The organism is Johannesbaptistia floridana, from assembly GCF_057440575.1.
This window is the reverse complement of the sequence record NZ_JALKVM010000212.1, coordinates 1-14,039: the sequence shown is the minus strand read 5'-3', so window position 1 is coordinate 14,039 and position 14,039 is coordinate 1. Positions and strand designations below refer to the sequence as shown.

16 protein-coding genes are annotated in these 14,039 nt (G+C 37.0%); 9 read left to right on the top strand and 7 right to left on the bottom strand.

The annotated features are described in order from the left end of the window. Positions 1–150 precede the first annotated feature (150 nt). Entirely contained in the window at positions 151–681 is a 531-nt protein-coding gene (locus tag MW688_RS13895) for a peroxiredoxin family protein (RefSeq protein ID WP_486736611.1), read from the top strand. Between the two features lie 76 nt (positions 682–757). On the opposite strand, the gene MW688_RS13890 is transcribed toward MW688_RS13895, so the two are convergent. Beyond that, positions 758–1,222, bottom strand: a complete 465-nt coding sequence (locus tag MW688_RS13890) for a hypothetical protein (RefSeq protein ID WP_486736610.1) — start codon at positions 1,220–1,222, stop codon at positions 758–760. Between the two features lie 59 nt (positions 1,223–1,281). Between MW688_RS13890 and MW688_RS13885 the strand changes: the two genes are divergently transcribed. Together MW688_RS13885 and MW688_RS13880 are read left to right on the top strand one after the other, a co-directional pair. Beyond that, a complete protein-coding gene (locus MW688_RS13885; RefSeq protein ID WP_486736609.1) occupies positions 1,282–2,391 on the top strand; it encodes an S-(hydroxymethyl)glutathione dehydrogenase/class III alcohol dehydrogenase in 1,110 nt (369 codons plus the stop codon). 153 nt (positions 2,392–2,544) lie between these two features. Continuing rightward, a complete protein-coding gene (locus MW688_RS13880; RefSeq protein ID WP_486736608.1) occupies positions 2,545–3,606 on the top strand; it encodes a pentapeptide repeat-containing protein in 1,062 nt (353 codons plus the stop codon). Here MW688_RS13880 and MW688_RS13875 read toward each other — a convergent pair. Beyond that, positions 3,603–4,271, bottom strand: coding sequence for a precorrin-8X methylmutase (locus MW688_RS13875; protein WP_486736607.1), 669 nt, complete (start codon positions 4,269–4,271; stop codon positions 3,603–3,605). The genes MW688_RS13880 and MW688_RS13875 overlap by 4 nt on opposite strands. A gap of 84 nt (positions 4,272–4,355) precedes the next feature. On the opposite strand from MW688_RS13875, the gene MW688_RS13870 reads away from it, so the two are divergent. Then, the gene (locus tag MW688_RS13870; protein WP_486736606.1) at positions 4,356–4,718 is read left to right on the top strand and encodes a HesB/IscA family protein; all 363 of its coding nucleotides are present in this window, start codon (positions 4,356–4,358) and stop codon (positions 4,716–4,718) included. 53 nt (positions 4,719–4,771) lie between these two features. Here the strand turns inward: MW688_RS13870 and MW688_RS13865 are convergent, their stop codons facing one another. Continuing rightward, complete coding sequence (locus MW688_RS13865) at positions 4,772–6,415, bottom strand: protein kinase domain-containing protein (RefSeq protein WP_486736605.1); 1,644 nt, start codon at positions 6,413–6,415, stop codon at positions 4,772–4,774. Positions 6,416–6,610: 195 nt separating this feature from the next. Between MW688_RS13865 and MW688_RS13860 the strand changes: the two genes are divergently transcribed. Continuing rightward, complete coding sequence (locus MW688_RS13860) at positions 6,611–7,381, top strand: acylneuraminate cytidylyltransferase family protein (protein WP_486736604.1); 771 nt, start codon at positions 6,611–6,613, stop codon at positions 7,379–7,381. 6 nt (positions 7,382–7,387) lie between these two features. Here the strand turns inward: MW688_RS13860 and MW688_RS13855 are convergent, their stop codons facing one another. Together MW688_RS13855 and MW688_RS13850 are read right to left on the bottom strand one after the other, a co-directional pair. Then, positions 7,388–7,966 (bottom strand): serine O-acetyltransferase, encoded by a 579-nt coding sequence (locus tag MW688_RS13855; protein WP_486736603.1) that lies wholly within the window; start codon positions 7,964–7,966, stop codon positions 7,388–7,390. A gap of 12 nt (positions 7,967–7,978) precedes the next feature. Then, positions 7,979–9,055, bottom strand: coding sequence for a glycosyltransferase family 2 protein (locus MW688_RS13850; RefSeq protein ID WP_486736602.1), 1,077 nt, complete (start codon positions 9,053–9,055; stop codon positions 7,979–7,981). Positions 9,056–9,118: 63 nt separating this feature from the next. On the opposite strand from MW688_RS13850, the gene MW688_RS13845 reads away from it, so the two are divergent. After that, positions 9,119–9,874: an MBL fold metallo-hydrolase gene (locus MW688_RS13845; protein WP_486736601.1), complete on the top strand. Its 756-nt coding sequence runs from the start codon at positions 9,119–9,121 to the stop codon at positions 9,872–9,874. Positions 9,875–9,958: 84 nt separating this feature from the next. Here the strand turns inward: MW688_RS13845 and MW688_RS13840 are convergent, their stop codons facing one another. After that, complete coding sequence (locus tag MW688_RS13840) at positions 9,959–10,441, bottom strand: CAAD domain-containing protein (protein WP_486736600.1); 483 nt, start codon at positions 10,439–10,441, stop codon at positions 9,959–9,961. A gap of 209 nt (positions 10,442–10,650) precedes the next feature. Further along, a complete protein-coding gene (locus MW688_RS13835) occupies positions 10,651–11,511 on the bottom strand; it encodes a 6-carboxytetrahydropterin synthase (RefSeq protein WP_486736599.1) in 861 nt (286 codons plus the stop codon). Between the two features lie 205 nt (positions 11,512–11,716). Here MW688_RS13835 and rimP point away from each other — a divergent pair, with 205 nt between their 5' ends. From rimP to MW688_RS13820, 3 genes are all read left to right on the top strand, one after another. Then, positions 11,717–12,178: a ribosome maturation factor RimP gene (gene rimP / locus MW688_RS13830; protein ID WP_486736598.1), complete on the top strand. Its 462-nt coding sequence runs from the start codon at positions 11,717–11,719 to the stop codon at positions 12,176–12,178. Positions 12,179–12,215: 37 nt separating this feature from the next. Beyond that, positions 12,216–13,358, top strand: a complete 1,143-nt coding sequence (nusA, locus tag MW688_RS13825) for a transcription termination factor NusA (RefSeq protein WP_486736597.1) — start codon at positions 12,216–12,218, stop codon at positions 13,356–13,358. Positions 13,359–13,793: 435 nt separating this feature from the next. Then, positions 13,794–14,039, top strand: a 246-nt coding sequence (locus MW688_RS13820) for an RRXRR domain-containing protein (protein WP_486736596.1), incomplete at its 3' end; no start/stop codon positions are given.

Genomic DNA, 14,039 nt, shown 5'->3' with positions numbered 1-14,039 from the left:
CCAATTTTTAAGGGCGATCGCATTAATTCTTTAACTCATTACTTCAAGACTTCAAGACTTCAAGACTTCAAGACTCAAACTCCACCAGCAGCAACGGAGTAGGGGAGCAGTCAAATGTTATCTTAAAAAAAAGTAACTTAAAAAATTTTCATGAATAGTAATAGTATTTCTTTTAATCATCGAGTTGTTCAAAATTTTATCCCTTTACCACCAGGTAACGTTCCTAATGTAGGTGAAATCGCTCCTAATTTTTCCCTTCCCCAAATAGGTGGCGAAGAGATAGAGTTATCTAATTATCGAGGTAAACAGCCACTAGTGTTAGCTTTTACACGCATATTCACAGAAAAACTTTTTTGTCCCTATTGCTACCCTCATATTAAGCAGTTAAGAGAAGATTATCAACAAATCCGTCAACTAGGTTCAGAGTTACTAATGATTACTAGTACCGACGCTAAACAAACTCAAGAAATTGTGAATAACTTAGAAATACCCTATCCTCTTCTGTATGACCCAGATTGTAAAATATTTAAGCTTTATCAAATTGGTCAAGCCTTGGGAGCACCATTGCCAGCTCAATTTGTAATAGATAACCAAGGTCGCATTACCTTTAGGCATCTATTTTCTTTTGTTGATGGTCATGCCTCTAGTGAAACTATATTGGCGGAGTTGAGAAAACTATAAGTATTGGGAGAAAATGCGATCGCCCTTCGGCTTTCAAAAGTCAAAAAAGCGATCGCTCATGCAACCAAAGTTAGTTTTACTTTTGTTGAATACAATTACTCACTAATTCTGTAAACTTTTCTGGTAGTGGTTCACCTTTAGCTACTTGATCTTGAAGTGCTTGAAACTCTGTGTAAGTATACTGATTTTGAATTCCTTTGATATAACAATCACAAATTTCTCTAGCTAACTGAGGGTCTATTCCATCTTCAGTTACTGCTCGATTACAACCACTGACAAAACCCTGAACAACTTCATCGGGATATTCTTTTACTCTCTGTTTAGTGGAGATATCTAGGGCATAACTAGTAGGAATTAAACATAGGCTAGACAGAAAAAAACCCATAGTAGGTAGAGGTAGATATTTACTGATAGTTCTCATAGTTTTAAATCTAAAGTCAAGTTTTTCTGATTTATTTTTCTTTTTCAGCTTAACTTGCTTTTGCTGAATATAGTGACTGAGATTGATGGTGTCAAAAGCAAATATCAAGAACTGTAACAAAAAGTTTTAGGCCATTGAGGGAATATCCTAAAATTTTAAAAAAAATATAATTATAAAATATGGATGTAAAAGCGGCGATCGCCTTGGCCCCAGGACAACCTCTAAACATTGAAACAGTTAAATTAGAAGGACCACAACCCAAAGAAGTTTTAGTAGAAATCAAAGCCACAGGAGTCTGTCATACTGACGCCTTTACCCTTTCTGGTGCAGATCCTGAAGGGATTTTTCCTACTATTTTAGGACATGAAGGTGCTGGCATAGTAGTAGAAGTAGGAAAAGATGTGACCAACCTCAAACCAGGAGACCATGTTATTCCCCTGTATACACCAGAATGTCGTCAGTGTGAATATTGTTTAAATCCTAAAACCAATCTTTGTCAAGCAATTAGGGAAACTCAAGGACGCGGTGTAATGCCTGATGGTACTAGTCGTTTTTCTTGGAATGGTGAACCAATTTACCACTATATGGGAACTTCTACTTTTGCTAACTATACTGTCCTTCCAGAAATAGCTGTAGCTAAAATCAGAGAAGACGCCCCCTTTGACAAGGTTTGTTATATAGGGTGTGGTGTGACAACAGGAATTGGCGCAGTAATTTATACAGCTAAAGTGGAACCTGGCGCAAAAGTAGTAGTATTTGGTTTGGGGGGAATTGGCTTAAATGTGATTCAAGGTTGCCGTTTGGTAGGGGCTGATATGATTATAGGGGTAGATATTAACCCAAAGAAAAAAGAGTTGGCTAGTAAATTTGGGATGACTCATTTTGTTAATCCTCAAGAAGTAGAAGGAGATTTAGTTAAGTATTTAGTAGATTTAACTAAAGGAGGAGCTGATTACTCTTTTGAATGTATTGGGAATATCAATGTTATGCGCCAAGCTTTAGAATGTTGTCATAAAGGTTGGGGAGTTTCTACCATTATCGGTGTTGCAGGTGCAGGACAAGAAATAAGTACTCGCCCTTTTCAATTAGTTACAGGAAGAGTTTGGCAGGGAAGTGCTTTTGGTGGTGCTAGAGGTAGAACTGATGTACCTAAAATTGTTGATTGGTATATGGATGGTAAAATAAATATAGATGATTTAATTACCCACGTTATGCCTTTGGCTAAAATCAATGATGCTTTTGATTTGATGCACCGTGGGGAATCAATTCGTAGTGTAATTACTTTTTAGGCGATACCTGCTATTTATTTTGCCTATTTACCCCATAAGGGGAGAATGAGCGAATGAGCGAATGTTAAGACATTAAAGCTTTTATATAATCGACAATTTATAATAAAATTAGAAATTATGATTTAATCTAAAAGTAACCTAATTTATCTACTCGTGTCAGACTATCAAAATTCTAACGGCTTATCAATACAATTATTTCCTGTTCCAACTGCTGATGAAATCACAGAAATTTATTTGACTTTGCAGTTAAAGGAAGAATGGATAGATTTACTTAACGGTAGGGTTAGGTATGGTTTCAAAGGGGGAAAACTCCAGTTAAAGCTACAGGAAAGTCAACTTGTCAATATTCATTCGACTCCTGCGCCATTTAAACAAATTTCTAACCCTGAATCTGTACAGGAAGTAATCTGGGAATTAGAAAACCCTAACCGTCAAATGTGTTTCCAGCAAACTTGGGAAAACATTAATTTAGGTAGCTTTAAGATTAATAACTCCAATTATCAAATAAGTGTTAGCTTCAACATTGTGCCTCAAGATATTTCTATAACCACCAGCGAAGGGTTGTGGAAGCATGATATTTCTCCTAATAAACACGCGATTTTAGAGAGAAAAATTGCTTTTTTTCTCAATAACCAAAGATTAAAAGGAAGTTTAAGTAGAGTTATTATCGGCAATAATCATCATCAGATAGAAACTCAAGGGGAAAGTAATTACAGTGTGGAAGCTTTAACTGAAATAGAAACAAGCATAAAAACTATTTACAACGCCTCCACTAATAATTTAATAGAATTATCAGAATTAGCCAATTTAGATCCCCTTGTAGATTTAGCTGGGGGAAATTTACTAGCAACCAATTTGAGTGGTATACAAATAAGTAGAGCTAATTTAGCTAATACACAATTGCGAGGAGCTGACTTGACTGATGCTGATTTGAGTGAGGCTAATTTAAGTTACGCGAGACTTGGAGGCGCTGATTTAACTGGCGCTTACCTAGGCAATAGCAATTTACAGTATACGGATTTACACCGCGCTAGTCTGGCTTTAGCTAATTTGATTGGTGCAGATTTAACGGGAGCTGATTTAAGAGAAACTAACTTGAGTAATGCTAATCTCAGTGCTGCTCAAGTATCTGGCGCAGTTTTTGATAAGAATTATGGTTTATCACCAGAGCAAAAGCTTAATCTCAAAGCTAGAGGAGCTATTTTAATTAGCTAGTTGTTTAACTTATCCATAAATTCTAAGTTATGTTTATTTTGTTTGTAAACTTGCCAGGCTAAATCTATTAAGGCATTGACAATAGTCAATGCCACCACAACATTTCCTTTAGCCCCATCTGTACAAATTTGAGATACCTGGGAATCTTGAAGGCGCTTTTTTGTAACTCCCTGATTAACTAGATTGGGAGGAGTGGCAATTACTAGAGGAGATTTGACAATATTTGCTTCTATTAATTCTAGCAAGGCAATTAGACACTGTTCATCTTCCCCAATGATAAAAATTGCTTTGGGATAGCGTTGGGCTAATATGTCTATGTTGACAGCTAGGGAATAATTATCTCTATTGCGCCTAATTGCTAAAGATTGAGCACAATAAATAGGATTAATAAAAGTCCTTTCTACACTGTAATTAAGGCCAGTTTGTAAGATTGATGAATCCATGACAATAGGAGTTTTAGCAGCTAAAGCCTTAGCGCCTTTGATTAGGGATCCCTTGGCGAAAGTAACTAATTTTTGATATTCCCAGTCTCCTGTTTTTTGCATAATACGACGAACTATTTCATACTCAGCATAGGAATATTTTGGCCGAGTTTTAGTTTTATTAGTTTCCCATTGGCGATCTATAAAAGTTAAAGATTCGATCTCGATAAGTTTTGTGGACATGGTTTAGCGCCTAACAACTACAAACTGTTTTGTTTTAACATAGAAATTAATCAAAGTTTTATCCAATCAATAAGTTAAAGAAAGATGACATTAACAACTCAGCCTCAAAAACAAGGAATTCAAATTTCAGAAAATGCCATGAAGCATCTGATCCAATTAAAGGAGCAACAATCAACTAATCAAGACATCTATCTTCGTGTGGGTGTTCGCCAGGGAGGTTGTTCGGGAATGTCTTATATGATGGATTTTACTGACTCTAGTCAAGTACGCGAAGATGACGAAATTTTTGACTATGACGGCTTTAAAATTGTTTGCGATCGCAAAAGCATTCTTTATCTTTACGGATTAGTACTAGATTATAGTAATGCCATGATTGGTGGTGGTTTTCAATTTACTAATCCTAATGCTAGTCAAACCTGCGGTTGTGGCAAATCTTTTGCCGTATAGGGAACTTCAAAGGGCGTATCAAATACGCCTTTATCCCTTCTCTTCTTAGGTAGTTATTTACAAACATCTAATCTTTGTATGATTCCAGTAATAATTGATGGCACCACAAAACTACTACTTAGCTCAAATTGTATCATACCTTCTATTAAATCACTAGGAGCGGAACCACAGGGTAAATGTCCATAGGGAGCTGTGGTTCCAAAAACTAGCTCTGAATAGTTTAACCATCTATTTTCCTCACGCCAACCCACCTTTTCACAAAAAGCTAACCAGACTTTTTTGGGATGGTGTATTTCGTTTTGCAGATTTTGATAAAGCCGCTTTTGAATAGTAAATCCAAATCTATTTCTACTAGATTCCGACCATAGTTGATCAATGGTTTTTAAATCTGTACAAGGAAATCTCGCAATATCTCGATTTCTTAACCACCCCTCTTGTCCACGGTGACAGAGTCTGAGTATTAACTGATAAGTTTCGTGATCAGCTTCTTTATATTTGCGTTGGGTTAGTAGAGTTTTTAGCTTAGTATAATCCACTCCTACATCACTTAACAAAGGTACACTTAATCCACTTGAGTAGCGATAACCTGGCCTACTCCTTCTCTGACTATTGACATTACTATTTATCGTCTTATCTTCTGTTCTCTCCGGCCTTGGCGGAGGAGGTTGTACATTAACTCTTTGCTGGGGTTGGACTGGTTGCCTAGGTCTAACCTCTACCTGTTGATGCTGTTGAGAGTACTGATTTACTACTTGTTGTTGTTGTTGTTGTTGTTGTTGGCTTAGGTTCCCTGTATTCCCCGTCGAAGGTCTATAGTTTAAAGCTTGCCAAACCTCCGCTGCTGATTGATAACGGTCTTTTACTTTTGTTTGTAGCAATTTGTCTAGTACATAAGCTAAATTATCGCTTACGTCTACTTTATCCTTCCATTTCCAACATCCTTCGATCGGGTCAAATAATTCGTCATAGCCATCGGGATAGGGTAAACATCCTGTTAACAATCTTATCGAAGTAGAGGCTAAGCCATAAAGATCGCTACAGGGGAAAACCACGCCACGCATTTGTTCTGGAGATGCGTAGCCTAAGGTTCCTGTTACTGTACCAATGCTAGTTTGAACTTTGCTACTTAGTTGTTTAGAAACACCAAAGTCAATTAACACTAGAGATTGATCTGGACGACGAATAATATTACTTGGTTTTATATCCCTATGAATAACATTGCGGCTATGTAAAAAATGCAAGATCGGCAGAACTTGGTTAATTATTTGTCTTACCTCTTGTTCAGTAAACTTCCCTTTGTCTTGAATTTCTTTGTATAAATCTTTTCCTTCTACAAATTCCTGAATTAAATAAAATCGTCCTTCCTGAGCAAAAAAAGCTTCTAAGTCTGGTATTTGCGGATGTTTTCCTAAATCTCTTAAACATATAGCTTCTTGCTTAAATAGTTGAATTAGCTTTTCTGCTTGAGCGCCTTCAGTAGAAACAGGTAAAAACTGCTTAATCACGCAGAGAGTATCTAATCTATGTTGATCAACTGCTAAAAACGTTTTACCCATTCCTCCTTTTCCCAATACCGATATGGGACGATAGCGATCGCCCAAGAGTATTCTGGTTCCGCACTTCTTACATACTTTTGCCCCTGGCTGATTTTTTTCTGAACAATCAGGATTAAGGCATATACTGATGTTGAACTCCATATTTCTTTGTGGTGTTAGTTTTCCCTTGATTCTGCGCGAAAAGTAGCAGTTATTAATTTGCTTATTGTGCTGGAATATTTATAGTCCCTTCTTTAATCATATCAACAATGATAATGATGTGGTTTATTGATTTAAGATAAATTGAAAAATTAACTTTTTTTTTGGACTTAAAAATTAATTTTCAAAAAACTAAAAATGAATATAACCAAACAACCATCTATTCTTGCCTTAGTTCCGGCTCGAAGTGGCTCTAAGAGAGTTCCTAAAAAAAATATTCGTCTCCTAGCAGGACATCCTCTAATAGCCTATACTATCGCATCTGCTCAACAAAGTAACATCTTCCAGAGAATTATAGTTTCTACTGATTGTCCAGAAATCGGGGCGATCGCTGAAAGTTACGGTGGAGAGGTTCCTTTTTTACGTTCTCCCGAATATGCTACTGATACAGCCGCTGACATTGACTGGATTAGGGAGGTTTTGGAAAAATTGCGGCAACAGGGCCAAGAATATGAATGTTTTAGCATTTTGCGTCCTACTAGTCCCTTGCGTCAAGGAGAAACTATTCAGCGTGCCTGGAAAACTTTTTTATCATACGACTATGTAGACTCCCTAAGAGCGGTAGAAAAATGTACTCAACATCCAGGTAAAATGTGGGTATACCAGGAGCCATTACTCAAACCCTTGCTTACAGGAACTGAATCTAGCTTAGCCCATCTGGATCTTAACATATCTACACCTTGGCATAGTACCCCCTATCAATCCTTACCACCTGTTTATATCCAAAATGCCAGCTTAGAAATAGCTTGGTGTCGTGTTGTTTGGGAGTCTGAAACTATCGCCGGAGAAAAGATTGTTCCTTTTTTTACTCAGGGTTACGAAGGCTTAGATATCAATGATGCTAAAGATTGGTGGTATCTGGAATATTTAATTGAGCAAAATCAAGCTCAACTACCTTCTTTAGTTTAGATCTCACTAATCGTGAGTTGGTGATCCGAGAATTTTAGCGGGAATTCCCACTGCTGTTTGGCCCTCGGCAATATCTTTTAAGACTACAGCATTCGCCCCTATATTAACATCATCACCAATTTTGATTTTACCTAAGATTTTTGCTCCGGCGCCTACACTAACTCTGGCGCCGAGTTGGGGAGCCTCTAAAGGTTTATCAGCATAGCGGTTACCAATGGTTACTCCTTGACGAATGATACAATCATCCCCAATTTCGCAGCATCCATGGATCACTATACAACTTTGGTGTTCTATAATCACACGTCGCCCTAATTTAGCGCTGTAGGGGAGTTCTATGCCGTAAACATTCCGTACATGGCGGTATAAGCTGCGATAAATAATGCTCAAGGGAGCACGTAACAACAAGGGCTTAATTTCCATTCGCCACACACCAAAACGGTAAACAGCCATTGCCCGAAAACCTGGTTTTGTCCAATCTCTCCCGTGAGCAATCCAGTCTTCTCGGATTTTTGACCATAAACTTAGTTTTTCTTCTGTATTTGCTGCTACTTTTTGGTGATTTTCGGAGTCAAGTTCTGTTGTCATATTTAACACCCCTTAGTTTTGTTTAATACTTTTACCTGGTTTAATTAAAATACTATTGCGCAGAAAATCTAAGAATAAGTATGGAGGATCCATGATCGGTTTTTTTTGCACTAGATTTCTCGCTCTCCACAGATTAAATCCTAACATCCAGGCTAAATCAGTTAACAATGTATAAAACTTACCATAATTTTTAATAAAATAGCGTTCTCTTGACTCAAACCAATACTGAGGACGTCTTTTTGGCACTACTTTTTTATTAGTTACACCAGAACTTTGTCCCACAAAATGCACCACTCTACTTTCTGGCACATACCAACAGAGCCATCCTGCTCTATAGGCTTGTAAGCAAAAATCTACTTCTTCATAATACATAAAATAGTTTTCGTCTAGTAGTCCAATTTCCTCAAATACCTCTCGTCGAATCATCATACTAGCTCCTGCTAACCAATCAGTTTGACAAGAGCTATCTGATACAGGTGGCGCTAGTAACCATTTGTTGAGCAACTTTGAAGCCAATCCTAGTCGAAATCCTCTTTCAAATTCGCTGAAGATACTATGAAAGCGAAAGGCAGAATGTTGTGGTGTTCCATCTGGGTCTTCTAAACGACTACCAACTATCCCTACTTTGGGATTTTCTTTTAAGAATTCTATTAGTTTCTTAATAGCTTCTGGACGAATCACAGTATCAGGATTAAGTAACAATACATATTCAGGCGGATTTTCAGCATTTAGCACTGGACGAATTGCTAAATTATTACCATAAGCATACCCTCCATTCTCTTTTGAAGCTATTAGTTTAGCCCATTCTTGCCAGTTCTTTTCTTTAATTGCTTTTTCAATTGTTACTACTGAGTCGTCTCCTGAGGCATTATCTACAACGACAACTTGAGCACCATTTATTTGTTTAATTTCTGATTCTAGGGAGTTTAAGCAATCAACCGTAAGTGATGCTGTACGATAATTAACAATTACTACTAATAATATATTTTGATTTTGTTCTGATTGCATAGAGGCCAAAATTTTTAATTTATGAATAGAGATTTTACCATAAATTATATATTTCTCTAGAGAACTAGATTCTCCTCTCATCTTCTGTGTTTTCTTTAACAAAAGTTTACAATAGAACCAGATAGACAGTTAAAGCAAATAAAAATGGAATTAACTTGGTTAGATAGTAACTCTTGGTTAATAGGAGTAGGTAACAGACAAATCCTTTTAGATCCTTGGATAGTGGGTTCACTAGTATTTAGTAACCTACCTTGGCTATTCAAGGGAGAACACACCAAAACTAAATCAATACCAGAAAAAATAGATCTGATTCTTTTATCCCAGGGATTAGAAGACCATGCCCATAAACCCACTTTAGAACAGTTAGACCGCAATTTACCTGTGGTAGCTTCTCCTAATGCTACCAAGGTGGTTGAGAGTTTAGGATATCAACAAATCCATACCCTGGAACACGAAAAAACCTATACTATTCCTGATGAACTCACAATCACCGCATTACCTGGTTCTCAAATTGGCCCTACTTTAGTAGAAAATGCTTATATAATTAAAGATTTAAATACGAATCAAAGTCTTTATTATGAACCTCACGGTTTTCATTCTCCCCTACTAAAAGAATATGCTCCCATAGATATCGTGGTTACTCCTATTATTGACTTAAAAATACCTATAGTAGGCTCAGTAATACAAGGACAAAAAGAAGCGATTAAGGTTTGTCAGTGGTTACAACCAAAATATATAGTACCGACGGCAGCAGGAGGAGATGTTGAGTTTGAGGGGTTATTAAATTCAGTGTTAACAGCAGAAGGTAGTGGAGCGCAAATGCGAGAAAAATTGAGTAATAGTAATTTAACTACCCAATTGATGGAACCAACACCAGGAGAAAAAGTAAATCTTCCTTAAAAAAAGCGATCGCTCCACAAATTGAACAGGGGAGCGATCGCCCTATGGTTATGCCTAAAATCGGCTATTTATATCACAATCCAGTTATATCTCAGAAGAATCTTGTCCTACTATTTGAGATTTAAAGGCTTGAAACTCCTGAATTAACTCTTGACGATTCTCGGCTTTCCAGAGATAACGATATACAAACCAAGCGGCGTAGCCTAATCCAATTAACTCCAACAAAGGAGCTAACAGAGGAATGTTCTCAATAGCACCGAGTACGGCTAAGATTATACGTACAGTAACAAGCCCAGCTACGATTAACAAGAGGGTAATTAGAGGGCGCTGATAGCCGGAGAAAAAAGAACCAATGTAATCGGGAATTTCAGCTAGAAAAGCGGCAGCTTTATCCACCCATTCTTTCCAAGGTTGCTCTTTAAGATTTTGTACTGATATCTCTCCAGGCTTTTTAGCAGCCGTGAGATTTCCTCCCACTGTTTCCACCTTTTGTCCTGTCAATGTATCATTTTTGGTTACGGGAGTTTCTGTGATTTTTGTTTCTGGTTTAGGAGATTTAGATTCCATAATTTACCTATCCTTGTGTGAAAAAATAATTAGCTTTTGCTCATCTTATCAGAGAGTTATTATAGTTTTAATTAAGATTGCTCTCTTTGATTTAAGCTTTTCCTCTAATCAAACCTTAAGAAAAGTTAATATATAACCTTTTATTATTTTTTAAAAGTAGATTGAGAGGCTTTTAAGCATATTTTTATTAAAAACCAAAAAAGAAATATTTACACAGAAGCTAATTCTTGTTCTGGGGAAGTCTGAGATGGTGTTTGGGCACAGAATATTTCGCAGGAGTTATTGGGACTTTCGATTAACTTAATTTTCTCTAGTTCAACTCCTAGAAGAGAAATTGGTTCTCGTAAAGTTTGGGCGATATAAGCGGCGATATTTTCTGCCGTTGGCACTACCTCAGCAAAATAAGCAATATCTTTATTTAAAAAAGTATGATCAAAAGGCTCAACAATATAATCATCAACAACTTTTTGTAAATTCTCCAAATCTACAATCATACCAGTACGAGAATCAATTTCCCCAGTCACTGATACTTCTAGATGATAGTTATGGCCATGACCATGGGGACGAGCACACTTACCATATATCTTACAGTTTTCTTCGTAACTGAGTTCATTGAGAGCCAGACGATGTGCCGCACTAAAGTGAGTTTTAATAGTTAAATTCGCTTTCATACCGTTTCCTTGATAATCTGTCCAAAGTTCTGGATGTTCAAATAATTGAATATTTACTAGGGGAAGATAGGGTGCTAATCTATCCCAAATTACTCTAGCAAGATTTTCTGTAGTTGGCAGAGTTTGTGTAAATTCTGGCCAAACTTGATTAAGATAGCTGTAGTCAAGTTGACTGGTTACTTCTCGTTTGATAACTTTTTTGACCACTGAGAGATTTTCTACCATACCATATTTGTCTAACTTGCCTCCTAGAGAAACATAGAGAACGTAATTATGTCCATGTCCTGGAAAATTACTTCCTGCCCCAAACCTTTGAAAATTCTCGGCTTCATCTAGTTCTGGCAACCAATAGCGATGGCTTGCAGAAAATTGAGCGCGACGATGAATTATACAGTCCATAGTTTTTTAAATTACAGTAACAAGTCAAATAAAGTTATTCTTATTTCTACCATAAACTATTTATCTGCGATTTGATCTAGTTTAGTTTTTCCCAATTACCAGTAAAATAAGTTAAAATAATATGTTGGACGAAAACTAACACTAGGGTTAAATCCACAGAAGCTTGAAGTGGAGCTAACCCGCTTTTTTTATTGCATTGATTTTGATGACTCATCCAATAGTACCGAAAATTATTGAATTAGCAACTCCAATTGCGGAAAACTTAGGTTTAGAAGTAGTTGGTGCCATTTTTCAAACTAATCAACGGCCTCCCGTGCTACGAATAGATATACGAAATCTTAATGCCAATACTGGTATAGATGACTGTGAAAAAATGAGTAGAGCTATAGAAGAAAGGCTAGAAGTGAGCCAAATGATTGAAGGATCCTACGTACTAGAGGTTTCTAGTCCGGGAATATCTCGAATTTTAACCACAGACAGAGAATTTATCAGCTTCAAAGGCTTTGGTGTAATTATCAAAACTTATACCCCCTATCAAAATAAGAAAGAATGGCGAGGTAATTTAGGAGGGCGCGATGAAGAAGCGGTTTATATTCAACAAAAAGGAAAATTAATCACAATTCCCCGGGAATTGGTAGCACGAGTGCAATTAGACGACAAAACATAACCAAGATAAAAGAATAAATTAGGAGTAAATAATAAATATGTCATTAGTATACTTACCGGGTTTACAAAAAATGATTGACGAAATTAGTAAAAGTCATAACTTACCAAAATCCTCAGTAGAAGAAGCGTTGAGAGAAGCGCTGCTCAAAGGTTATGAACGTTATCGGAGAGCGCAAAATCTGCAAAAACCTAGTTATCAAGAAGACTACTTTGACAATTTTGAAGTGATATTAGATACTGATGAAGAGGGATTTCGTATTCTTTCCACCAAAAAAATAGTTGAAGAAGTAACCGACAGCGATCATCATATCTCTCTTAAGGAAGTACAAGAAGTAGAAAAAGAAGCCCAATTGGGGGACGAAGTAGTTTTAGATGTAACTCCTCCTCAAGATGAATTTGGAAGAATGGCAGCGATTCAAACTAAACAAGTGCTTTCACAAAAACTACGGGATCAACAAAGAAAATTAATTCAAGAAGAATTTCAAGAAATAGAAAACACAGTTTTACAAGCTAAAGTGGTACGTTTTGAACGTCAATCAGTGATTATGCAAGTATCCAGCGGCTTTGGCCAACCAGAAGTAGACGCAGAATTACCAAAACGGGAACAACTACCAAACGATAACTATCGAGCTAACTCTCTATTCAAAGTTTATTTAAAAAAAGTACGTGAAGGCTCTCATCGAGGTCCTCAGTTAATTGTTTCTCGGGCAGATGCCGGATTAGTAGTGTACTTATTTGCCAATGAAGTGCCAGAAATAGAAGAAGAAGTGGTAAGAATTGTGGCCGTAGCTAGAGAAGCAAATCCCCCATCACGTTATGTGGGACCACGTACTAAAATAGCAGTAGACACTCTAGAAAGAGACGTGGATCCGGTAGGATCCTGTATTGGCGCGAAAGGCTCCAGGATTCAAGCGGTGGTAAATGAACTAAAAGGCGAAAAAATAGATGTGATTCGTTGGTCTCCAGATCCATCTACCTACATCTCTAATGCCCTAAGTCCTGCTAGAGTAGACCAAGTAACCTTGGTAAATCCTGACGAACGTCAAGCCTTAGTATTGGTAGCAGCAGACCAACTGAGTCTGGCGATTGGAAAAGAGGGACAAAATGTTAGACTAGCTGCTCGCTTAACAGGTTGGAAAATTGATATAAAAGATGAAAGTAAGTATTCCCAGGAAATTTAACCATCGAAGAGGAATAAAAACAGAGTCAACATCCCACCACTATAATCGGAGTACCGATGATAGTGGGGGCTTGCAAAAGCCTATAGTTGACCAGTCTTAGTTATAATCAAACTACGTTTTTAAAGCGATCACACCCAATACTGCGTAGGTTTTGAATCAAACATATTTCTTCTGAGAAAGCAGGGAGCACCGGAGCAGGGAGCTTCTGAGATGGGTTTTTGGCTTTGTACTTAATCTCCTTTCAACTTTACTCTAATCAATAATTTTCTCTTAACAAAAGCAGTATTGCCATCACACCTACAAATACTTCGCCAGTTTGTAGTACTGTGGTTAACAGTTAAACATCTGTATTTGGGCTAAAGAAGTGCTGTTAACTCGACAAACTTTAAAAACATTGACGAGGCGACCTTTACCCTAGAAATAGGAGTTTTACTTATGCGAGTTTTTGTGTTAGATTCCCAGAAAAAACCATTAAATCCCAGCCATCCTGCTAGAGCTAGAAAGTTACTCAATCAAGGGAAAGCAAGGGTATTTAAACGTTATCCATTTACCATTATCCTTAAGGAGGAAAAACCATTACATACAAACAATAATTTCCAGCTAACGAAAAATGCTATAAATACAATATTAAAACTGCTAACCAAACAGTTCAAGGTATTAGCCACAAATACTGTAAACCTA